At 71.9% G+C, this 22611-nt stretch carries 16 protein-coding genes; 7 read left to right on the forward strand and 9 right to left on the reverse strand.

From position 1 onward, the window contains the following. Positions 1–356 precede the first annotated feature (356 nt). The 3 genes from ABD743_RS13780 to ABD743_RS13790 all read left to right on the forward strand — a co-directional run bounded on the left by ABD743_RS13780 (position 357) and on the right by ABD743_RS13790 (position 3516). Entirely contained in the window at positions 357–1280 is a 924-nt protein-coding gene (locus tag ABD743_RS13780) for a heme o synthase (RefSeq protein WP_344722791.1), read from the forward strand. Between the two features lie 112 nt (positions 1281–1392). Then, entirely contained in the window at positions 1393–2844 is a 1452-nt protein-coding gene (locus tag ABD743_RS13785) for an FAD-dependent oxidoreductase (RefSeq protein ID WP_344722428.1), read from the forward strand. A gap of 114 nt (positions 2845–2958) precedes the next feature. Next, the gene (locus ABD743_RS13790) at positions 2959–3516 is read left to right on the forward strand and encodes a hypothetical protein (protein ID WP_344722429.1); all 558 of its coding nucleotides are present in this window, start codon (positions 2959–2961) and stop codon (positions 3514–3516) included. A gap of 215 nt (positions 3517–3731) precedes the next feature. Here the strand turns inward: ABD743_RS13790 and fdhA are convergent, their stop codons facing one another. Both fdhA and ABD743_RS13800 read right to left on the reverse strand, forming a co-directional pair. Beyond that, positions 3732–4949, reverse strand: coding sequence for a formaldehyde dehydrogenase, glutathione-independent (fdhA, locus tag ABD743_RS13795; protein ID WP_344722430.1), 1218 nt, complete (start codon positions 4947–4949; stop codon positions 3732–3734). A gap of 114 nt (positions 4950–5063) precedes the next feature. Continuing rightward, entirely contained in the window at positions 5064–7112 is a 2049-nt protein-coding gene (locus ABD743_RS13800; RefSeq protein WP_344722431.1) for a S9 family peptidase, read from the reverse strand. 78 nt (positions 7113–7190) lie between these two features. Between ABD743_RS13800 and ABD743_RS13805 the strand changes: the two genes are divergently transcribed. Further along, positions 7191–8249, forward strand: a complete 1059-nt coding sequence (locus tag ABD743_RS13805) for an iron ABC transporter substrate-binding protein (protein WP_344722432.1) — start codon at positions 7191–7193, stop codon at positions 8247–8249. 18 nt (positions 8250–8267) lie between these two features. Here ABD743_RS13805 and ABD743_RS13810 read toward each other — a convergent pair whose 3' ends face one another. Both ABD743_RS13810 and ABD743_RS13815 read right to left on the reverse strand, forming a co-directional pair. Further along, positions 8268–9239 carry a quinone oxidoreductase family protein gene (locus ABD743_RS13810; RefSeq protein ID WP_344722433.1) on the reverse strand — a complete coding sequence of 324 codons (972 nt, stop codon included), beginning with the start codon at positions 9237–9239 and terminating at the stop codon, positions 8268–8270. A 58-nt stretch (positions 9240–9297) separates the two neighbouring features. After that, positions 9298–10275, reverse strand: a complete 978-nt coding sequence (locus ABD743_RS13815; RefSeq protein ID WP_344722434.1) for a COX15/CtaA family protein — start codon at positions 10273–10275, stop codon at positions 9298–9300. 247 nt (positions 10276–10522) lie between these two features. Between ABD743_RS13815 and ABD743_RS13820 the strand changes: the two genes are divergently transcribed. Further along, positions 10523–11395: a DMT family transporter gene (locus tag ABD743_RS13820; RefSeq protein WP_344722435.1), complete on the forward strand. Its 873-nt coding sequence runs from the start codon at positions 10523–10525 to the stop codon at positions 11393–11395. A 31-nt stretch (positions 11396–11426) separates the two neighbouring features. Here ABD743_RS13820 and ABD743_RS13825 read toward each other — a convergent pair whose 3' ends face one another. Further along, the gene (locus ABD743_RS13825) at positions 11427–11993 is read right to left on the reverse strand and encodes a GDSL-type esterase/lipase family protein (protein WP_344722436.1); all 567 of its coding nucleotides are present in this window, start codon (positions 11991–11993) and stop codon (positions 11427–11429) included. A gap of 2 nt (positions 11994–11995) precedes the next feature. Next, positions 11996–12907, reverse strand: coding sequence for a MurR/RpiR family transcriptional regulator (locus ABD743_RS13830; protein ID WP_344722437.1), 912 nt, complete (start codon positions 12905–12907; stop codon positions 11996–11998). A 68-nt stretch (positions 12908–12975) separates the two neighbouring features. Here ABD743_RS13830 and ABD743_RS13835 point away from each other — a divergent pair, with 68 nt between their 5' ends. Both ABD743_RS13835 and ABD743_RS13840 read left to right on the forward strand, forming a co-directional pair. Beyond that, complete coding sequence (locus ABD743_RS13835) at positions 12976–14106, forward strand: C45 family autoproteolytic acyltransferase/hydrolase (RefSeq protein ID WP_344722438.1); 1131 nt, start codon at positions 12976–12978, stop codon at positions 14104–14106. Positions 14107–14127: 21 nt separating this feature from the next. After that, positions 14128–14970 carry a PHB depolymerase family esterase gene (locus tag ABD743_RS13840; protein ID WP_344722439.1) on the forward strand — a complete coding sequence of 281 codons (843 nt, stop codon included), beginning with the start codon at positions 14128–14130 and terminating at the stop codon, positions 14968–14970. A gap of 39 nt (positions 14971–15009) precedes the next feature. On the opposite strand, the gene lysS is transcribed toward ABD743_RS13840, so the two are convergent. From lysS to ABD743_RS13855, 3 genes are all read right to left on the reverse strand, one after another. Continuing rightward, a complete protein-coding gene (gene lysS / locus ABD743_RS13845; RefSeq protein WP_344722440.1) occupies positions 15010–18429 on the reverse strand; it encodes a lysine--tRNA ligase in 3420 nt (1139 codons plus the stop codon). 91 nt (positions 18430–18520) lie between these two features. Further along, positions 18521–20191 (reverse strand): FAD-dependent monooxygenase, encoded by a 1671-nt coding sequence (locus tag ABD743_RS13850; protein WP_344722441.1) that lies wholly within the window; start codon positions 20189–20191, stop codon positions 18521–18523. Positions 20192–20292: 101 nt separating this feature from the next. Further along, complete coding sequence (locus tag ABD743_RS13855; RefSeq protein ID WP_344722442.1) at positions 20293–22596, reverse strand: FUSC family protein; 2304 nt, start codon at positions 22594–22596, stop codon at positions 20293–20295. Between the last annotated feature and the right edge of the window lie 15 nt (positions 22597–22611).

The raw sequence follows: 22611 nt of genomic DNA on the forward strand, positions 1-22611 counted from the left end.
GGCGAGCACTCTGATCGTGTCGACCGCCCTCCTGTCGAGATCGGTCCAGTCGCTGGGCACGTTGGCTCGAGTCAGGGTCTCGATTTCGGTGTCGGCCACGGCACTTCCTAGGGGGTCTTGTGGAGGCACGGGCGCGGGACGCCTCGACGCATCCGGCTTGCGGGTCAGCCTACCGAGGTGACGCAGGCAGGTGTGATCACTGGCAGAACGGTCACCCGCCGGTCTACCCGCGAGCACGCCCCGGCATGCCCCCGGTTACCATCGACAAGCCGTAGAACTCGGGAAGTCCGATTCCCCCACACGTTGGATTGAGGTTGCCGGTGAGTGTGCCCGTGTCGCAGCAGGGGGCGTCGCAGGTGCCGCCTGCCCCGGGCTTCCGAGCCGTGCTGCAGCGGGCGCAGGACACCTTCCGGGCGTACCTCGGCCTCACCAAGACGCGCATCATCGAGCAGCTACTCGTTGTCACCGTTCCGGCGATGTTCCTCGCCCAGCGGGGCATCCCGTCCGTGTGGCTGATCGCCGCCACACTTCTGGGTGGCGCGGCAGCGGCGGCGAGCGCGCACGCCCTCAACTGCGTGGTCGACGCCGACATCGACGCCGTGATGAAGCGCACGGCACGACGCCCGCTCGCGAAGGGCCAGGTGCCTCCCCGCAATGCACTGATCTTCGGGCTCACGCTCGGGGCGCTCAGTGCCGTCTGGCTGGGGCTCACCACGAACTGGCTGGCAGCGGGGCTGTCGGTGGCTGCCATCGCGTTCTACGTGCTGGTGTACACGCTGCTGCTCAAGCGGCGGACGTCGCAGAACATCGTGTGGGGCGGCGCGGCGGGCTGCATGCCGGTGGTGATCGGATGGGCCGCCGTGACCGGCACGGTGCAGTGGCCCGCACTGGTGATGTTCGGTGTGATCTTCTTCTGGACCCCACCGCACTTCTGGGCGCTTGCCATGCGTTACCGCGAGGACTACGCCGCCGCCGGTGTGCCGATGCTCCCCGTGGTGGCCACGCCGGCCCAGGTCTCGCGCCGCATCGTCGCCTACTCGTGGGTGATGGCCGCATGGACGCTCCTGCTGGTACCGGCCACCTCCTGGATCTACACGGGCGTGGCGCTGCTCGGGGGTGCCTGGTTCGTGTTCCAGGCGCATCGGCTGCACGCCGGTGTCGCGGCCGGGCGTGACGTCACCCCGATGAAGCTCTTCCACCTGTCGAACATGTATCTCTGCATCCTCTTCGCCGCCATCGCGGTGGACGCCGCGGTCGGTCTTCCCGTCCTGCGGTTCTGACCGACCATCGGGTCGCGTCCCGAGTCTCGGTGCAGCGGGGGCGTGCCCGTCGCCGCTAGCGTGCGTAGCCCGACCCGGTGCCCGCGGAGGGCGGCCGTCCGTGGAGGCGCTCATGCCGAACTCGCGATCCGTCCTCGTCATCGGCGGTGGCGTCGCCGGGCTGTCCACCGCGCTGCTCCTGGCCCAGGACGGCCACCGCGTGACCGTCCTGGAGCGGGATGCAGCGCCCGCGCCCGAGCCGGACCGGGCATGGGACGGCTGGGACCGGCGGGGCTGCGCCCAGTTCCGGTTGCCGCACTACTTCCTCCCGCGGTTCCGGCAGCAGTTGGAGGCCGAACTGCCCGAGCCGGCCGCTGCGCTTCTTGCGGCGGGCGCCGTCCACTACGACGTCATCGGCGAGCTGCCCGAGGCGCTGACGGGCGGCCGACGCGCCGATGACGACCGCTACACCGCGCTCGCCGTTCGTCGGCCGGTGCTCGAGGCCGTGCTCGCCCGGGCCGCGGCCGCGCAGCCGGGAGTCGAGGTGCGCCGCGGCGTGGTGGTGCGGGGCCTGCTGACGGGCACTCCTGATGTGCCGGGCATTCCCCACGTCGTCGGGGTGCTCACCGGCGACGGCGGCGAGGTGCGGGCCGACCTGGTCATCGACGCCGGCGGCCGCCGCTCGGCCCTGCCCGCGCTGCTCTCCGCGCTCGGCGGCCCCGTTCCCGTCGAGGAGCGGGAGGACAGCGGATTCATCTACTACGCCCGGTTCTTCCGGACCGACCGTGCCGGCTTTCCGGCGTTGCGCGGCATGGTCCACCAGTTCTACAACTCCGTCTCGGTGCTGACCCTGCCCTCGGACGACCGGACCTGGAGCGTCACGCTCGTGGCCGCCTCCCGGGATAGGGAGCTGCGGGTGCTGCACGAGCCCGACCGGTGGACGGCGGTGGCGCGCTGCTTCCCGTCCAGCGTGGCGTGGCTCGACGGCGAGCCGGTGACCGGTGTCGTGGCGATGGCGGGGATCGAGAACCGCATCCGCCACTACGTCGTCGACGGGCGCCCGGTCGTCACCAGTGTGCTGCCCGTGGGCGACGCGTGGGCGTGTACCAACCCCTCCCTCGGGCGCGGTGTGTCGATGACGCTGGCCCACGCGGTGCTGCTGCGCGACGCGCTGCGTGCGGGGGACGGGGAGCGCCCGGGGCAGCGGTCCGTGCGGTGGGCGGAGATGACGGGCACGGTGCTCGAGCCGTGGTACCGCTCCACCGTCGCCGGTGACGGCCTGCGGCTCGCCGAGATCGAGAACGACCGCGCCGGCGTTGACTACACGCCCGGTGACACCCGCTTCGCGCCGACCAAGGCGTTGCAGACAGCCGCTCATCGTGACCCGGATGTCCTGCGTGGGCTGCTCGACATCAGCTCGATGCAGGTACTGCCGCCGGAGGTGCTCAGCCGCCCGGGAATGGCCGCCCGCGTACGTGCGGCGGCCGGGACGAACGTGCCGCAGTACCCGGTGCCGGGCCCCGACCGCGCGGCCCTGCGCGCCGCCGCGGGGCTCGACGGACGCACCTCGCAGCACGTGAGGTGACCTCGCAACGCGCCGGCCTGCTGCGACGATGCACGGCGGGCTGCGACGACGCGGTTGTCCACAGGTTCTCCTGATTGACCGTTCCGGACCCGCGCGGCCGGGCAGGGTTGTCGTGTGGATCACGTAAAAGGCTGGATCACCTGGCGGCGGGAGCTGCTCGCCGCCGGGTTCGCGGCCGGTGAGGTGCGGCAGCGGCTGCGGGTCGGAGCGCTCGTGTCCGTGCGCCGCGGCGCCTACCTGACGCGTGCGCTCCCGCCCGATCGCGAGTTGCGGCACGTCATCCTGGTGCGAGCTGCCCTCCCCGACCTCGCCGCGGACGCCGTGGTGAGTCACGCCTCCGCCGCAGTGCTGCTCGGGTTCCCGCTGTGGAACGTGCCGCTCGGGCATGTGCACGTCACCCGGTGCCGCAGGTCGGGCGCCCGGCGCAGCAGCGGCGTACATGTCCATGCCGCGCCGCTGGAGCCGGATGAGATCGTCGAGGTCGACGGGCTGCGGCTCACCTCGCCGGCGCGCACGGTCGTCGACCTCGTCCGGTGGTTGCCGTTCGAGCAGGCGGTCGTGGCCGCGGATGGAGCGCTCCGCCTCCAGCTCGTCACGCGGGCGGGCCTGGCCCAGGCCGCCGAGCGCGCCGCACGCGACGAGAGTCTCCGCGTGGTCCGCTGGACGTGGTAGGAGTTGGACCACTTCGATCCGGTGGCCGAGCGGCTCCGGCGCGCGTTCGGTGCCCCGGAACGCACCTCGCAGCACGTGGGGTGACCTCGCAACGCGCCGGCGCGCTGCGACGATGCCCGACGGGCTGCGACGACGAGCCGGCGACGACCCTGCGACGAGCCCGCGACGACGACGCCCCCTGGCGGCCGCAGCCGTCAGGGGGCGCCGGGTCGGCGTTATGCGGCGGGGATCAACCCGTTGGGGTCGAGCACGTACTTGCGTGCTGCGCCCTGATCGAACTCCTGGTAGCCACGCGGTGCGTCATCGAGAGGAATCACGGTGGCGTTGACCGCGTCGGCGATGTGGGCCCTGTCGTGCAGGATGGCCATCATCAACTGGCGGTTGTACTTCATGACGGGGCACTGGCCGGTGGTGAACGAGTGGCTCTTCGCCCAGCCGAGCCCCAGCCGCACCTTGAGCGTGCCCGTCTTGGCGTCCTCGTCCGCCGCACCGGGGTCGCCGGTGACGTAGAGACCGGGGATGCCGAGCTTGCCGCCCGCACGGGTGACGGTCATGATCGAGTTGAGCACGGTGGCCGGGGCCTCGTGCCCGTCCCTTCCGGCTGCGCTGGCCTCGAAGCCGACGGCGTCGACTGCACTGTCCACCTCGGGCACGCCGAGGATCTCGGCGATCTGGTCCTCCAACGAGGCGTCCTGCGTGATGTCGACCGTCTCGCAACCGAACGAACGCGCCTGCGCCAGCCGGTCGGCGTTGCGGTCCCCGACGATGACCACGGCCGCACCGAGCAACATCGACGAGTACGCCGCCGCCAGCCCCACAGGTCCGGCACCGGCGACGTACACGGTCGACCCGGTGGTCACACCAGCGGTGTAGGCGCCGTGGTAGCCGGTGGGGAAGATGTCCGACAGCATCGTGAGGTCGAGCACCTTCTCGAGCGCCTGCTCCCGGCTGGGGATCTTCAGCAGGTTGAAGTCGGCGAACGGCACCATGACGTACTGCGCCTGGCCGCCTTCCCAGCCACCCATGTCGACGTACCCGTATGCCGACCCGGCGCGGGCGGGGTTGACGTTGAGGCAGACGCCGGTCTGGCCCTCCTTACAGTTGCGACACCGCCCGCAGGCGATGTTGAACGGCACCGAACAGATGTCGCCGATGTCCAGGAACTGGACGTCCTCGCCCTTCTCGACGACCTCGCCCATGATCTCGTGGCCGAGCGTCTGTCCGGGCGGGGCGGTGGTGCGACCGCGCACCATGTGCTGGTCGGATCCGCAGATGTTGGTGGCGATGTTGCGCAGGATCACCCCATGGACGGCTTTCTGCGTCAGCCCCTTGGCCTTCGCGACATCGGTAGGTACCTCGAGCTTCGGAGGGTCGTGGTCCTCAACCGTGACGACCCCGGGCTCCTTGTAGACGACGATCTTGTTACCACCCATGTGCTCCTCCAGACTGTGCCGACGTTGGCGTGCCCACGGGACATGAGCCATAAGCCGCCGAGAGGTGTGCGCAATCCCGAGTCTTCTCGGCCCGCGAATTTGCGCAAGGGCCCGTTAGCGCAGAATTTCCGGGGTTTGCCAGTCCTTGCCGTGCACATGGTGATCGAGAAATGCGGTGACCGTCTCGTACCAGAGCGCTGCGTGCTGAGGTGAAAGCACCCAGTGATTCTCGTCGGGGAAATAGAGGAACCGGTGCGGCAGGGTGGCGGGGTCGCCTTCGTGCCGGGAGACGAGGTCCCACCACAGGCGCAGGGCCTCGCCGATCGGCACGCGATAGTCCTTGTCGCCGTGGATGACGAGCATGGGCGTGCTGATGGCATCGGCGTGCCGGTGCGGGCTGTTGTGCTCGGCCATCTCCTCGGTCATCTCGCGCAACCAGTAGTGGGGAGCGTCAGTGGTGGTGCCGAACTGGTCGAGCGCCCAGAGGCTCGCGTGGGTGACGATCGCCCGGAAGCGGTCGGTGTGCCCGGCGATCCAGTTGGCCATGTACCCGCCGAAGGAGCCACCCATCGCCGCGGTGTGCTCGGCGTCGATGTCGGGCCGGGCCTCGGCGGCGTCGGTGATCGCCATCAGATCCGTGTAGGGCGCCGCGCCCCACGCGCCCCACCCGCGCTGGATGAAGTCGAGTCCGTACCCGGTGGACAGGGCCGGGTCGGGCAGCAGCACCGCGTAGCCGCGGGCGGCCATCAGCCACGGGTTCCAACGCCACTGCCAGGCGTTCCAGCTGCCCAGCGGGCCACCGTGCACCCACAGCAGCAACGGCGCCGGGGTCGTCTCCGACGCGGCGTCGGGCAACACGAGCCAGGCCCGCAGCGGGCTGCCGTCCTCGGCCGTGGCGTGGACCTCGGTGAGCGAGCCGGGCAGCGCGGGCGACGGTGCCGGAGCGGGCAGCGGCACGGGCTGCTGGTTCGCGGTGGTCGCGTCGAGCCGGACGGGCGCGGGTGGGTGGTCGACCGCGCTGCGCAGCGCGTAGACGTGCGCGCCGTCCGGTGCCACCTGCAGGTCGGTGTAGGCGCCGTCGTCGCCGGTCAGGCGCGTGATCGTGGAGTCGGCCAGCTCGATGCGGAAGACGGGGGAGCGGCCGCCGTCGTCGGCGGTGACGATCAGCGCGGTCGAGTCGGGAGTCCACCGGACGTCGCCGGGCCAGCGGTCCCAGCCGGGTGCCACGTCCCGTGGTTCTCCGCCGGCCAGTGGCACCACCACGAGCCGGGTGTCGGGAGCAGTGGTCGGAGTGGTGATCAGCTGCTGCCAGAACGCCACCTGCGCGCCGTCGGGGCTGACGACCGGGCCGCCGAACTCGTGGCCGGGGTCGTCGGCGAGTACTCGTCGGTCGCCGGTGGCCACATCGATCGCCACGAGCACGCTGCGGGTGGACGCGCCGGACTCGGTGATCTGCCATGAGGTGACGACCGTGGCACCGTCCGGCGAGATGTCGTGGTCCGTCTCGACGAGGGCCATGCCCGGGGCCGGGGTGAGATCGCGCCACTCGACCGGGCCCGCGGAGTCGGACACCGCCACCGTGCCGGCAATCAGCCGCGGCTCGTCCGGGCCGAGGTCGTGGTCCCAGAACCGCACGGGGTAGCCGGCGTGCAGGATCGCGCCGACCTTCTTCTCGCGGCGCTCCTTGCGGCGCTTCTCGTCGTCCTCGGCGGAGACGGCGGCCGGGAACGTCATCGAGGTGGCGAGGACGGTGCCCGCGACGCGGGCGACCACGGGCGCGCTCAGGCCGCCCGGCCGGCTGCCGACGAGGTGCGCCTCACCGCTCTCCGGAAGCCGCCACAGGGCCTGGGGAGCGTCCTCGGGCTGGTCCTTCGCCTCGGGGTCGGGGCGGGCCGAGGTGAACAGCAGCGCGCCGTCGGGGGTGAAGGCGGGGGAGGACTCGCCCGTCGGGCCGCTGGTGAGCCTGCGTGCGGATCGCCTGCCGGTCGGGTCGATCTCCCAGAGCGCGGTGCGGTAGCGGTTCTTCTCCGGGGCGAGCCCAGCCACGGTGGTGACCAGCCGGCTGCCGTCCGGGGACAGTGCGAGCCCGCTCAGGCGGGGCAGCGCCACGTAGTCCTGCAGGTCGTGGAAGGGGGTCGGGGAGGTCTGCGGGGTCTCCGTCACAGCCCGATGTCTAGCACGGTTTCGGGTGATCATCTCGGTGCTGGTTAGTCTCCTGCTGCGCACGACGGAGAGGACCCCATGGATCGACGACCCCTGCTCGCGCGGGGGAGCAGCATCGGCGCCGCAGGAGCAGCTGTGATCGCCCTGCTGGCCGGCTGTGCCGGTCCGGAGCAGGCCGGTCTGCCCGGCGGCGGGGGATCCGCTCCCACACTGACGATCTACTCGGGGCGCAGCGAGGAGCTCGTTGCGCCCCTGATCCCGCAGCTGGAGAGCGCGGTCGGACGTGATGTCGAGATTCGCTACGGCAGCACCGACGCCCTCGAGACGCAGGTCATGCAGGAGGGACCGGACTCTCCGGCGGACGTCTTCCTCGGTCAGGACGGCGGTGCGCTGGGCACGCTGAGCCGAGCTGGGCTCCTTGCCCCGCTCCCCGCCGATGTGGTGGCCCCGGTCCCGGAGCGCTACCGGGCGCCCGACCTCACCTGGGTGGCCACCTCCGCCCGCGCCAGGGTCGTGGCCTACAACCCCGGCCGGGTGGCGGCGACCGACCTGCCCTCGGGCCTGGACGACCTGCTCGCCCCGCGGTGGTCGGGGCGGCTCGGCTTCGCCCCGACCAACGCCTCCTGGCTCTCGTTCGTCACCGGCGTGCGTCTCGTTCGCGGAGAGGAGGGCGCCCGGCAGTGGCTCACCGCCTTCGCGGCGCAGCACCCCCGGCGTTTCGACGGCAACGGCGAAATCGTGGAAGCGGTGGCCGAGGGCACCATCGATGCGGGTCTGGTGAACCACTACTACCTGTACCGGAAGACCGAGCGGCTGGACCCGGCCACCTATCCGGTGCGCAACCACTACGTGCCCGACGACCCGCTCGGCCTGGTCAACGTGGCGGGCGCGGCCGTGCTGGCCTCGAGCGACGACCAGGAGGCCGCGCGCCGAGCCGTCGCGTTCCTGCTGTCGCGCCCGGCCCAGCAGCACGTCGTGGACGAGACGGGGGAGTACCCCGTGCTCGCCGGCGTGACGCCGAGCCGGCCCTACGACCTCGCGCCGCTGGAGTCGCTGTCCCCACCGGTGCTGGATCTGTCCGACCTCGGGTCGCTGGAGCGCTCCGAGACCATGCTGCAGGAGGTCGGACTGCTCTGACCAGCAGATATGCGGCGGTCAGGGCAGCAGGAGCAGCTTCCCCGTGGTGCGCCTGCCCTGCAGGTCCTCGTGGGCGGTGACGGCGTCCGCGAGCGCATACCGGTGGCCGATCCGCACGTCGAGCGTGCCGTCGACGACCTCGGCGAACACGTCGGTGGCCCTGGTCCGCAGCTCCTCCGGCGTGGGGATGTAGTCGAACAGCTTCGGGCGGGTGAGGAAGAGCGAGCCGCCGGCGTTGAGCCGCATGGGGTCGACGGGGGGCACGGGCCCGCTCGAGCCGCCGAACAGCACCAGCATCCCGCGGCGGCGCAGGCTCGCGAGGCTCGCGTCGAAGGTCGAGCGCCCGACGCTGTCGTACGCGGCGTGGACCCCCGCACCACCGGTCAGGCTCCTGACCGCGTCGGCGAGATCGGCGACGTCGCCGTAGCGGATCACGTCGGCCGCTCCGGCGGCGCGGGCGAGCTCCTCCTTCTCGGCGGTGGACACCGTGGCGATGACCCGGGCGCCACGGGCCGCGGCGAGCTGGGTGAGCAGCAGGCCGACCCCGCCCGCCGCGGCATGCACCAGTACGTCCTCGCCGTGCTGCACCGGGTGGGTGTCGTTGACGAGGAAATGCGCGGTCATCCCCTGCAGCAGAAGACCGGCAGCGACCTCGTCGGAGACCCCGGGTGGTACGGGCACCGTCTTGTCCACCGCCACCGTCACGCGCTCGGCGTAGCTACCCAGCGCCTCGACCCACGCGACACGGTCACCCACGGCGAAGTCGGTGGCGCCCGGACCGAGAGCGAGCACGCGACCGGCACCCTCCAGCCCGGGGACGTACGGCATCGCCATGGGATAGGTGCCGTTGCGCTGGTAGACGTCGATGTAGTTGACCCCTGCCGCGGCGACGCCGACGAGGAGCTCGCCCGGGCCCGGCTCGGGGTCGGGCAGCTCGGCCGGGATCAGGACCTCGGGCCCTCCTGCGTTGCTGATCTGGATGGCGCGCATCTGCCGATCCTGCACCCCGCACCCGGACGGTCGCGCACCCCTGCCGGGTGACGGGAGGTCAGTTCAGATCGGCGAGCGCGGGTTGCGGCTCGGACGCGACCGGCGCGGCGGCGGAGACGGCGGCCTGCGGGCGTTCCGTGGTGGCGGACCACAGGGCCGCGGCGGCAACCGTGACGAGTGCGGCCCCGAGGACGTGCAGCGACACGAGCGCCTCGGGCACGCCGAGTGCGTACTGGATGCCGCCGAGGGCGCCCTGGGCCACCACGGCGACGATGAGCGCGACGTACCGGCGACGCAGCCGCGACGGCGCGCGCACGGCCGCCAGGGTGAACCCGAGCGCCACGAGCATCCCGAGGTAGGCGAAGAGCAGGTCGGCGTGCAACTGCGCCGCCGCCGGCACACCGATGCCGAGGCGGGGGGTGTCCGCGTCGCCGGCGTGCGGTCCGGCCGCGGTGACGAGGGTGCCGGCGGCGAGCAGCGCGGCGAACACGACCGTGCTCGTGGCGATGAGCCCGCGAACGGCGCCCGGCACCGTGCGGCGCGGTGGCCCGTCGCCGTCGGAGGCGGCGTCGACGAGTTGCATCCCGAGCCACACCAGCACCATCGAGACGAGGAAGTGGACCGACACGCTCCACCAGACCAGGCCGGTGAGCACCGTGAACCCGCCGATCACCGCCTGGGCGACCACGCCGAGCGGCTGGACCAGCGCGAGGCTCGTGAGCCGCGCCCGGCGCGGGCGCGTGGCGAATGCCGCGATCAGGCAGGCGCCGGCGACGAGCACCACGGCGATCGTCAGCAGGCGGTTGCTGAACTCGATCCACTGATGGAGTCCGGCGACCTCGGGGTGCGGGGCGGGCACGAGACTGCCCGGGAAGCACTCCGGCCACGTCGGGCAGCCGAGTCCGGATCCCGTCACGCGCACCACGGAGCCGGTGACCGCGATGCCGCCCTGCGCGATGACGGCGGCCACGGCGAGCCGGCGCATCAGGGCGGGCGGGGTCGAGGGCAGGCGGTGCAGGAGTGCAGGTCGGGCCACACCCTGATGGTAGGTGGCACCCGCAGTCGGCCACCCACGGCGGGCCGGATGCCGCGGGCGGGACGGATCTCGGGCGAACCGGAAATTAACGCGTTCGTGCATTTTCCCGGGCACACGTGATCCGAGCGTGATTGGTCGATCCCGTCCGCGACATGGTCACGTATCGCTGTTCGACCGGCAATTGATCAGCGATCTGTGTCCATGTCGCGCTCCTGCCCACGGGGGCAGGCGGCGGCATTATGTGCGGGTGACGGTTCTGGCGGCCGGGTTGGCGCTACTCGCGGCCGGCCTCTTCGCGGTCTCGACGGTGGCGCAGCAGCGCTCCGCGGCCACCGTCTCGGACGAGCGCGCACGCGGCCTCGGGCTGATCCGCGTGCTGGTCGGGCGTCCCCGGTGGTGGGCGGGTGTGATCGGCGACGGCGGCGGCTACCTGGTGCAGGCCGCCGCGCTGGGGTTCGGTTCGCTGTTGCTCGTCCAGCCGTTGCTGGTCACCACGCTGCTCTTCGCGTTGCCGCTCGGCGCTGCGTGGGCGGGCCGGACGCTCACCCGGACGGACTGGGTCTGGGCCGCGCTGCTCGCGGTGTCGCTGGCGGTGTTCGTCGTCTCGGGCGACCCGACCGACGGGGTCGACCGCGCGCCCGTGCGTGACTGGCTGCCGGCGGGCGCCGTCCTCGCCGGGTTGTTCCTGGTCTGCGTCGTCGCCGCGGCCCGCACCAGGGGCGTGACGCGGGCGGTGCTGCTCGCAGCGGCCACGGCGCTGGCGTACGGAGTGGCGGCCGCGCTGACCAAAGGTGTCGTCGGGCAGCTCGACGAGGGCCTCGTCGCGTTGCTGGCGAGCTGGGAGGTCTACGTGCTCGTCGCCGTCTCGATCGCCGGCACGGTGCTGCAGCAGTCGGCGTTCCAGGCGGGTGAGCTCGGGGCGTCGCTGCCCACGATGATCGTGGGCGAGCCGGTGGTGGCCGTGGTGCTCGGGGCCGTGGTGCTGCAGGAGGAGCTGCGGGCGGACGGTGCCGAGTGGGCTCTCATCGTGCTGCTCGTCGCCGTCATGGTGGCAGCCACCACGGCACTCGCCCGCTCGTCCGCACGGACGACGGCGGTGCCCCGGCCCGCACCCGCCTGACGCACGGAGCGTCGGCCCACCGTCCGAGATCTCACGCGCGGGCCTCGGCCGGCAGCCCGCGCTCGACCACACGCGCCAGCGCGGGGATGACGGCGGCATAGCTCTCGGCGGTGAGATGGAGTCCGTCGTCCTCCAGGGGAGCGAAGTCGACATCCGCCAGCACCGTGGCGAGGTCGACGCAGGCGGCGGGCCCCACTGCCACGCGCAGGATCTCGCGGTACCGGTCGAGCTCGGCGTTGGTCCGCCCTGCCGTCTCCGGCCTGCCGACCTCGCGGATCACCGGCGGGAGCAACCCCACGACCGACGAGCTGCGGAACGCCTCGACCACGATCCTGACGTTCTCGGCGAACTCCTCGGGCGGCACCCGCTTCCAGGGGGCGCAGTCGTTCGCACCGAGGGAGACGACCACGACCGCGGGTGCGAGGCGGGCGAGGACGGCTGCTCTCGGCGCGCAGTCGGAGCTGTCCCACCCGCCGGCGGCGCAGTTGTAGACGGTGGCGGCATCGTTCAGCTCGCGTTCGAGCGCAAGGATGCGTGGCTTGGTGAACCTGCCCAGCATGCTGTCGCCGAACAGCATGACCATCGGCTCCGCAGCCACTCTCAGAACCTGAGCTGCCGGCGGACCGCGGTCAGGGTGTGCGAGGCCTGCACCGTGCGCTCGACGTCGGACGCGGCAACGGCCTGCGCCAGCGCGTCGGCCACGACGAGTGCGCTGACCGGCTCGCCGGTGAGTCCGGTCGGCGTGTTCGGTGCCTCGAGGACCACCGACACCGCGTCGGCGAGGCGCTCGACCAGCTCGTCGGTCACCAGGATCGTGCTCGCGCCGACGGCGCGGGAGCGCTCGATCAGCACCTCGACGTCGGTGGGCAGGCGCGCGGGGGCGAACAGGACCACGGCGTCGCCCTGCTCGATCCCCAGGAGATCGTCGGCCAGCCGGAAGCCAGAGGAGTGGACGGCACGGGAGCGGCGGCCCATCCGGCGCAGCTTCATGGCGAGATGCTCGGCGACGACGTAGGAGGCGCCGAAGCCGTAGGCGGTGATCTCGCGGGCGGCGAGCAGGAGGCCGACGGCGGCGCTGTAGCGGTCGAGGGAGAAGTTGCTGCGCAGGAGCTCGATCCGGTCGATCGACTCCTGCGTGACCCGATCCCAGATGTTCCCGAGGTCCCCGCCGGTCGACTCGATGCGCCGCCGCGCCCGATCGACCGGCGACGTCTCGCTCGTGAAGGGCCCCGCCACCTTGCCCTTCAGCTCGGCGAGGCCGGAGTAGCCGAGTCTCTGAAGTGTTCGGATGACCGTGGCGTTGCTCGTGCGCGTCTCGGTGCCGAGGTCGGCGGCCGTCGTATAGAGCAGCTGCTCCGGTGTGATCTCGGCCAACCTCCGGCAGACGGCGTGCGCGGCGGGCGCGAAGTCGTCCCAGTTCTCGCGGATGCGGGCTCGCAGCTCGTCGATCGCAGGGTTTCTCGTAGCGCCTATTACATCCCGGATGCCGTGTGTAGCATCCCGCTCATCCATGTATCGAACAATACAAGAGCCCGGCATCTGTAATGAGTCGATACACGACGGACCGGGGGTTCCCACGCATGTCACGTCCCAGAGTCATCGAGATCTCCGGCTCGACACCGCTCGAACGCGGCACCCGGTACGGAAGCGCAGCAGCCGACCTGATCGCCGACTCGATCGCGTACTACCGCCAAGCGTTCGCGCGTCAGGCCGGCCTCAGCTGGGAGCAGGTGCTGGACCACACCCGGCCGTGGCACCGGCTCGTCGAGGCCGAGTTCCCGGAGATGCTCGAGGAGATGGCCGGCATCGCCCGCGGCGCGAACCTCGAGCTTGCCGAGGTGGTGGCGCTCAACTGCCGCGGCGAGATCATGTACGACAACTGGTTCTCGCGGGTCGACTCATCCGATCCTGCCGGTGAGCAGCCCGACGGCTGCACGTCCTTCTCCCTCACCGACCAGGCCGCGGGGGACGGCCACGTCTATGCCGGGCAGAACTGGGACTGGCGCCACGCCGTTCGCGACACGGTCGTCGTCCTGCGGATCGTCCAGCCCCCCAAGCCCACGGTGATCATGCAGGTCGAGGCCGGGCAGATCGGCAGGCACGGAGCGAACTCCGAAGGTCTCGCCCTCAACGCGAACGGGCTCGGTGGGCGCTTCGACGATTCGGTGGGCATTCCGCAGACCGTCATCCGGCGCGCTGTCCTGGACGCCGCCGGCGTCTCCGACGCCCTCAAGATCCTCGTGCGCACGAGGGCGCACATCCCGAGCAACGCGCTGCTCACCCACCGCTCCGGGTTCTCGATCGACATCGAGACCACCCCCGGTCCGCACGGGTGGGAGTACCCCGTGGACGGGCTCCTCGTCCACGGCAACCACTACCAGGCCTTCGTGCCGCCCCAGCTGGCCGACCACCACCGGCCGATGTCACCGGACTCGCTCCTGCGCGTGCCGCAGGCTCGCAGGGGGCTCGTCGAGGCAGCGCGCCCGGAGAAGTCGGTGGACGTCCGCACCGCCATCCGGACCGCCATGTCGGATCACCTCGGCCGGCCGGACTCGCTGTGCGCCCACCCCGATCCCCGCATGCCGGAGATCGACCAGTGGTCGACGTTCCTGTCCAGCTGCGTCGACCTCACCTCTGGCGACTACTTCCTCACGTGCGGCCCGCCCTGCGCGAGCAGCTACGAGCTCATGCCGTTCAACCTCTACGGCTAGGAGCCCAGGACGGGAGTCTGGATGACCATGCACAAACCTGACGCACCGACGTCGGCGTTCTACGAGCGGGGCGCAACGCCGTTCTTCGCGTCGCAGTACGACCAGCGGCTGCACTACTGCCTGTATGTCCCGCGCGGGCTCGAGGACGCCGCAGCTCCACTCGTGGTGGTGCAACACGGCACGTCACGCGGGGCCGCGAGCTACCGTGACCGGCTCCGCGGCTTCGCCGACAGCCACGGCGCCGTCGTCCTCGCACCGCTGTTCCCGGCGGGCCTCGTCGACCCCGGCGACCTGCACAACTTCAAGTTCATCGCGTACGAGGGCATCCGGTTCGACAACGCCCTGCTCGCCATCGTGGACGAGGTCGCCGAACGCTTCCCGGTGGCCCCCGACCGCTTCTACCTGCACGGCTTCTCCGGCGGCGGCCAGTTCGCGCACCGGTTCCTCTACCTGCACCCCGATCGTCTGGCCGCGGTGTCGATCGGTGCGCCCGGACGCATCACGCAACTCGACGACACCCTGCCGTGGTGGCTCGGGACGCGGGACGTCGAGGCGCGGTTCGGCCGCCGGATCGATCTGGAGGCGGTGCGTCGCGTCCCCGTGCAGATGGTGGTCGGATCAGACGACGTGGAGACCTGGGAGATCAACAACCCGGGTGAGTCCAACTGGATGGACGGTGCCGAGAAGACGGGGACCACCCGCATCGAGCGGTTGCGGACACTCGAGCGGAACTTCGTCGCGCACGGGATCGACGTGACGTTCGACGTCGTGCCCGGTGTGGCCCACCGCGGGTCGCTCGTGCTGCCGACGGTCGAGACGTTCTTCGGCCGGCTCATCGACGCGACGAGGTCGATCACCCGATGACCGCCACGGTGTCGACGACCCGGACCCGACGGACAGGGCTCAGGCCACGGTCGTGCCCGTAGTGGCGCCGGGGCCCGACGGCGCGGTCACGCCCCCGACGGCCTTGGGCACCAGCAGCTCCCCGATCACGGGCACGGCGAGGAAGCCCTCGGCGCCGGCGTAGAGCAGCCCGACGCGCGGCAGGTCGATGTGGTGGCGGTAGGCGAGCACGCGGGGCAGCCACTCGGGGTCGAACTTGGCGTTGAAGTCGTGCAACGACCTGATCTGGAAGAACGGGTTGAGCACGCCGACCGCCCAGCGGGCCGCACGCTGGGCGGGGCTGAACGGGATGTCGTCGGCGAAGAGGCGGCCCCACATCGCGAAGTTCATCGAGAGGCGCCGCACACCGCGCTGCCCCAGCGCCGCGGCGGCGCCGGCGATGAGGAACTCCGTCATCCCGTTGGGGGCGTCCGGGTCGTGGCGCATGAGGTCGAGCGTGTAGCCGAACGATGGGCCGTAGGCCGGCACCACGCGCAGGAACCCGCCCGGGACGCCGTTCTCGTCCAGGGCGACGCAGAGCAGGAACTCCTGGTTCGCGCCGGCGCCGGTGACGTCCTGCGACAGCGACATCGTGAACCCGCGCTCGGGTGCCTTGCCCCGCCACTTCGCACTGATCGCGTTGAGCTGCTCCACCAGGCGTGGCGGGGCGTTGGACTCGGCGATGAGCTGGAAGCGGTGGGTCCGTCCGACGCGGCGCACCGCGGCCCGCAGGCTCTTGCGCCCCGGGCCGTCGAGGGTGAACCGCGCGCAGTCGAGGATGGCCTCGTCGCCCAGGTAGAAGCTGGTGAAGCCGCGGGAGGCGTAGAGCGGCATGCTGGCCTCGCGCACGGCGAGGAACGCGGGGTTCCAGGCGCGCTCGTCGCACATGTCGAGGAACTCGTCGAGCGCCCGCACCACCGACTCCGGCGCCCCGATCGGATCGGCGGAGACCAGTGCGTAGCCGCCGAGGTAGGTGTAGGCGAGCACCGCCTCGCCGTCGGAGGAGAAGAAGAAGCTCTTGTCGTCGCGCAGAGAGAAGTAGGCGAGGGTGTCCCACCCGTAGGTGCGGACGAGGCGGTTGGCGTGCTCCCAGTCGCTCTCGGTGTGGGGGCGGCGCCCGACCAGCGGCCGGAACAGCAGGATCGCGAACACGACCAGCCCGGCGATGCCGAGCGCCAGCAGCGCCGTGGGGAAGAAGTCGGCGAAGAACCGGGAGCGGTAGGTGTACGGGCCGTCCACCCCGACCAGCCCGCCCGCGACGGTGGCGAGCGCGCCATCCAGGGTGAACCCGGGTTCGATGCGGTCGCTTTCCACCCACAGCGCGACGAGCCCGAAGGCGAACACGCCGGCCAGGTAGAGCGGCACGAACCGGACCAGCCGCAGCAACGACGGAGGGTCGGCCGGGGCGCGGAACTCGTCGCGGTACCAGACCAGTGCCAGCAGCATCGCGACGCAGATCGTGACAGCCACGGGGTGCGGGCCCTTCGACAGGTGCGCGATGCCGCCCACGATGAAGAGTGCGACGGCCACCCGCCAGGCCAGGCGTTTGCGCTTGGCCAGCTGGTCGGCCAGCAGGATCAGGAGCAGCCCGACGATCACCGAGACGACGTGCCCGGCCACCGGGAGCCAGAGCTGGTCGATCGCGTCCTCGCGACCGTCCAGCCGGGCGTGCACGATCGGGATCTGGGCGAGCAACTGCAACACCCCGCCGAGCGCCGTGAGCACGGCGATGATCTTCACGGCGCGCCTGCCGTGTTCGGGATGCCGCTGTGGCGCCGGGATCGGGTGTGCGGCAGGGGCGAGATCGGGCAGCGCCGTCACCGGGGCCGTCACGTGGGTCGGCACGGAGCCGTCGCCGGCCGGGGTGGTGCCTGCCACGGGTGTCGGAGGCAGCACGGGACGCAGGGCACCCGCCGGTCCGGCGCCTTCGGGTGCGGCGAACTCGGGCCGTAGCGTCGGGAAGAGGATCACCTCGCGGATCGAGTCGACGCCGGCCAGCAGCATCACCAGGCGGTCGATGCCGACACCGAGGCCACCGGTGCACGGCATCCCGTGCTCCAGCGCGCGGATGTAGTCGAGGTCGATGTCGCCGGCCTCCGGGTCACCGCCTGCCTTGGCGCGGGCCTCCGCCTCGAACGCCGCGAGCTGCTCGACCGGGTCGTTCTGCTCCGAGTAGGCGTTGCAGAGCTCGAACCCGGCGACGATCAGCTCGAAACGCTCGACGTACGCGGGGTCGTCCCGATGCGCCCTGGCCAGAGGGGAGACCTCGCGGGGGTAGTCGATGCAGAACACCGGCCCGACGACGTCGTGCTGCACCTTGTCGTCGTAGACCTCCTTCATGAGCCTGCCCGCGCCCCAGCCGCGTTCGTAGGGGATGCGCAGCCGGTCCAGCACGGCCCTGGCCTCGTCGATCGGCATGCCGGGGTGCATGGTGGCGCCGGTCTTCTCGGCGATCATGTCGGCGAAGCGGACCCGCGGCCACGGTGTGGCACCCAGGTCGATGGCGTGCCCGCCGTGGTGCACGACCAGCGAGCCGTCGGAGCCGCCGAGGGCTGCCCGCGCCGCGGTCGTGATCATGCCCTCGACCAGGTCCATCATGTCGTGGTAGTCGGCGAAGGCCTGGTAGGCCTCGAGCATCGTGAACTCGGGGTTGTGCCGGGTGTCGATGCCCTCGTTGCGGAACACCCTGCCGATCTCGAACACCCGCTCCAGCCCGCCGACGATCAGCCGCTTGAGGTGCAGCTCCAGCGCGATGCGCAGGTACATGTCGAGGTCGAGCGCGTTGTGGTGGGTGACGAACGGGCGAGCCGACGCCCCGCCCTGGATCGTCTGCAGCACCGGGCCTTCGACCTCGGTGAAGTCGTGGTCCTCCAGATACCGGCGGATCGCGCGGATCGCGGTGTGCCGGATCCGGAAGATCTCGCGGGTGTGCTCGTTGGCAGCGAGGTCGACATAGCGCTGCCGGTAGCGGGTCTCCACGTCGCTGAGGCCGTGGTGCTTGTCCGGCGCTTCGAGCAGCGACTTGCCCAGCAGGGCGAAGTCCTGGACGCAGATCGAGAGCTCGCCGCGCCGCGTGGTCATCACCGTGCCCTCGACACCCACCCAGTCGCCGCGGTCGAGCTCGTCGAACTCGTGGTGGCGATCGGGCCCGAGCACGACCGTGTCGACGAACAGCTGGATCGTGCCCGTGCGGTCGCGCAGGACTGCGAAGCTCAGGCCGCCCTGGTGCCGGACGAGCTCGACACGGCCGGCGATGCGCACGTGCTCGGCTGTGCGGGTGTCGGGCCCCAGCGCGTGGTGGGACGCCCGGATCTCCGCGGTGGTGTGGTCGGTGGGATAGCGGTAGGGCAGCGCGTGTCCGGAACGTGCGGCCTCGAGCTTGCGCAAGCGGTGTTCCCGCTGGTCTGCGCCATGCCGGCCATCTGTACCGGACGTCATCATGGAAACGATAGAGTCGCCGGCCCCTCGGGCCCACAGGCTTCGATACCCCCGTTCGGGGTGTTCGGCAGATGAGGCGCCGCCAGGTCGGAACTCACGCGAAGACCAGTGCGAGGTGGGCCGCCAGGTCGTCGCCGCGCAACCGCGCGGCCCGATACCCGACGTGGCCGTCCGGGCGCACGAGGTAGCAACATCCGCCGACCGCGCCGTACGCGGCGCGGAACTCCCCGGCGGCGTCGCGCAGCACGGGCACCGGTGTGCCGCCGAGCAACCCGTCGGCCATGTTGTCCGGGATGTCCGCTCCGTCGGCGAGGACGATCCGGGCGTCGAGGTGGTCGCGTTCCCGCGGCCGCGCGATGGCCGCTCCCGCGGCGGCGAGCTCGGCGATCTGCTCCGCCTGGTCGACGTAGACGAGCAGCGTGTGCCGGCATCCGTCGAGCACCTCGTACAGCCGCAGGGGGAACGCCACGCTGGAGCGCCGCAGGCCGCGGCAGTCCGGAGCGCGCTCGCCCGGCGCCGGTCCGCCCTTGAGCTCCCCGGCCCCGTTGTCCCCGCCGACGATGGGGCTGTCGGGATAGCTCACGAGCAGCTGGGCCTCGCGCAGCATGATGGTGGCCGGATCGTCGCTCTGGTATCCGCCGCGAGCGTGTCGCACGGTGCGGCCCACCACTTCCTCGCCGACCGGCCGTCGTTCGGCGTCGTAGCTGGCCAGGAGTCCGTCGGCCGCGTCGCCGTGCACGGCGAGCGCGACCCGCCACGCCAGGGCGACGGCGTCCTGGATCCCCGTGTTCATGCCCTGCGCCCCGGTGGGCGGGTGGATGTGCGCCGCGTCCCCGGCGACGAACACGCGGCCGCTGCCGTAGGAGTCGACGATGCGGTGGCTGATCCGGAACACCGACGACCAGCGCAGGTGGGAGGCGTGCGTCGGCTCGGGGGCGAGCCTGTCCAGCACGGCCTGGATGTGGCGCAGCTCCGGCCTGGGGCCGGCACTCATCCCGTGTTCGACGGACTTGTCGGCGCCGTCGCCGTCATGGCTGAGCGTGGATCCGTTGTCCTGAGCGGACAGCTCCTCGGGCACCAGCATCGACATCCGGTACCGACGCCGTCCCGGGAGCGGAATGGCGACGAGCAGGTCGTCGACATTGCCACCGTCGGCGATGTGCTGGGCGCGGACGGCGTAGCCCGAGGGCAGGTGCCAGTCCACCTCCACGTCCCCGAGCATGTACTGCTCGGGGAAGGCGTCGCCCTCGAACTTGAGGCCCAGGCCCTTCCGGACCGTGCTGTGGGCCCCGTCGGCGCCGATGAGGTACCCGGCCCGCAGCTGCGACTCCCCGTCCGGCCCGCGGAGCTTGACCGAGACTCCCTCGGCGTCCTGTTCGAAGCGCACGAGCTCGACACCGCGCTCGACGTGGCCACCGACCTCGTTGTAGCGCTGCTCGAGCAGCCGCTCCGTCTCGTACTGGGGTAGCGCGGCGAAGCCGTACGGAACCTCCGGTGGCAGTTCGAAGTCCACCCTCGCCACCTGCTCGCCGTTCACGTACACGAGTTGGCCGCGCATCGGCGTCGAGGCGTCGAGGGCGCGCGCGAGCACCCCTGCCGACTCCCACAGCTCGAGGGTGCGGGGCTGGACCCCCACCGCCTTGGCGTACGGGATCGGCGCGAGAAGCCGGTCGATGATCCGGCACTCCACCCCACGGCGCCGCAGCTCGACGCCTGCAGTGAGCCCGACCGGGCCCGCCCCCACGATCAGCACGTTCTCAGCCATGCATCCTCCGTGGTCGTTGCTCAGGTCGTCTCCTCGCGTTTCGTTCCGGTAACGGGGACTCGCGGTGCGCATGGTCGGCGTTACTGCTGGTGGGAGGCTCGCTACACCCTGTACTCAGCTGAGTGAGGCCGTCCGGGCGGGCTCCGGACCGGACGGCGGGCCGGGGCCAGGGCCTGTTCCACCCGCTCCAGCTCGTCCACGAGCCTGTGGATCCAGCCCCAGCCATCGAACGCCCGCAGCGCCGCGGCCGGCGCCTCGGCGAAGCGCACGGCCAGGTGCTGGGCGGCGACCTGCGCGCGCAGCGCCGTCGCGTCCCCCGATGGCGCCTTGCCTGCCGCGACCGCCGCCGCGGCCGCGCGGTAGGCGTCGGCGACCTCCTCGGCGTCCGCCCGGAGGAGGACACCGAAGTCCGGCCAGGGCAGCGGATCGGTCACCGGGTAGCGCACGCACAGGGTCCGCGAGTACTCCGCGATGCGGTTCGCGACCGCAAGCACGACCAGCCATTCGGGCTCGGGGCCCGGTCTGGGCGGCTCGGAGCGGTACTGGGCATAGGTGTACTCGAACAGCGTCGACAGCCGGTTGAGCGGTTCCGTGGAGGGCGGAGGGCCCGTGCCGGTCAGGTACGCCGCGGACGCGACGATCTCGTCGGCTCCGGCGCGCATGCAGTCCGCGGCCACCCGGCGCACCTCGCCGGCGCCGCCGCGCGGCCACACTGCCGCCCCGATCAGCGCGCCCACCAGGCCACCGATGATCACGGCGAACACCCGATCCTCGGCGAGCTCCCAGTTCGCCGGTGCCACCTGGGCGAAGACGACCGAGACGACCAGCGTGAAGCCCGCCTGCGCCGCTCCCAGCCCGAGCAGTGGGCCCGCCGCGAAGGCCGCGAGCATCAGCAACGGGGTGAGCCAGGCGTAGACGTGGGTTTCCGGGCCGACCAGCGTCAGCAGGACAGCCGCGATGATCGCCCCGATGATCGTGCCGGTGAACGCCTGCAGGAGCACCGCACGGCTGGCGACGGCCGAGGTGCGCATCAGGCTCAAGGTGGCGAGCAGCACCCAGAAACCGTGGGTGAGCGCGAGCACGCCCGCGATGACCCGCGCGACGGCGAGGCCGACAGCGAGCCGGATGGCGTTCTGCAGGTAGACCGAGCGGGGCGTCAGGTGGGCCCGCAGTCGCCGCCACCACAGCGTGACGGGGGAGGCGTGCAGGAACCAGAAGTCGACGGGTGTGTCGGCCGGCGGCGGAGCAGGCGCGCCGAGGGTGGCCCGGGCCCCGAGCACCAGGCTCCGGACGGACTCCGTGACCGCGGAGACCGCGAGCTCGCCGCGCAGCCACGGGGCGGGGTCGACCGCACCGGCGAGCCGGAACGTCTCGCGCTCGACGTAGCCCGAGAGCGCGTGGTCGATGACGTCCCTGGGCGGCGGCGCGCTCTCGCCGAGCAGTGCATCGCGCACGGTCGCCAGCGCTCTCGCGTCCGTTTCGAGCAGGTCGGCGGTCTCGGGCGACGTGCCCGGTTGCCCCGGCAACGAGCGCGCCCCGGCGGGTGCCGGCGCGCCGGCCTGCTCGGTGGAGGTGGCCGCGGTGCGCTGCTCGGCCAGCCGGTCGGCGGCCAGCCCGAGCCGCCCGATGACCACCCGGACGGCGAGGGACGCGTGGGTGACGCTCCGGTCGTGGCGGCTGGGACCGGTGGGACGTGCGGCGGGTGGGAGGGTGCTCGCCCTCAGCTGCGCGCCGGCGCGGGCTGCCTCGGCGCGCAGGGCGTCGATCCGGCCGTCCACGTCGGGAACACCGGCGACGAGCCAGGTGCGCAGCCCGTCGGCGAGCGCTGCCGCGGTACCCGCCGCGTAGGCGATGCGTGGCACCAGGTCCGGGGGTGACGGAGCGGGCCACAGCAGCCGGTCGGCGAGCACGAGCAGCCCGACCCCGACCGTCAGGCCGATGAGGCGTTCGCCGAGCAGATCGGGCGTGTAGGGCGGAAAGCACGGCAGCACGTAGAACAGCTGCAGGCCGCTGGCGACGGCGGCGACCCGGGGGCCACCGACGGCGGCGAAGGACACCAGGAACCCGACCACCAGCATCCCGGCCGCGGCGGCCCAGGTGTTCACGGCGAGAACCGTGCCGAGCGACGCCAGTGCCAGACCGACGACGAGGGCACCGATGTAGGTGCGGGTGCGCTGGGCCGGCGTTCCGCTGACCTCTGACAACGCACCCAGCGCGACCGTCGCGAACAGCGCGTAGACGCCGGTGTTCACGTCGCCGACCAGATAGAGGCACAGGAAGAAGCCCGAGCTGGCGGCAATGGTGACGCGCAACGCGCGGTGGACGATGAGGAGCCCGGGGTCGCGCTCGTGCAGGAACGCCGCCGGCCGCCCCAACAGCCGCGGCCGGCGGCGTTCGTCGGTCACGTGTCCTGCCACCGC

Origin of the sequence: Pseudonocardia yunnanensis (assembly GCF_039534065.1) — a bacterium.
Classification (GTDB): domain Bacteria; phylum Actinomycetota; class Actinomycetes; order Mycobacteriales; family Pseudonocardiaceae; genus Pseudonocardia; species Pseudonocardia yunnanensis.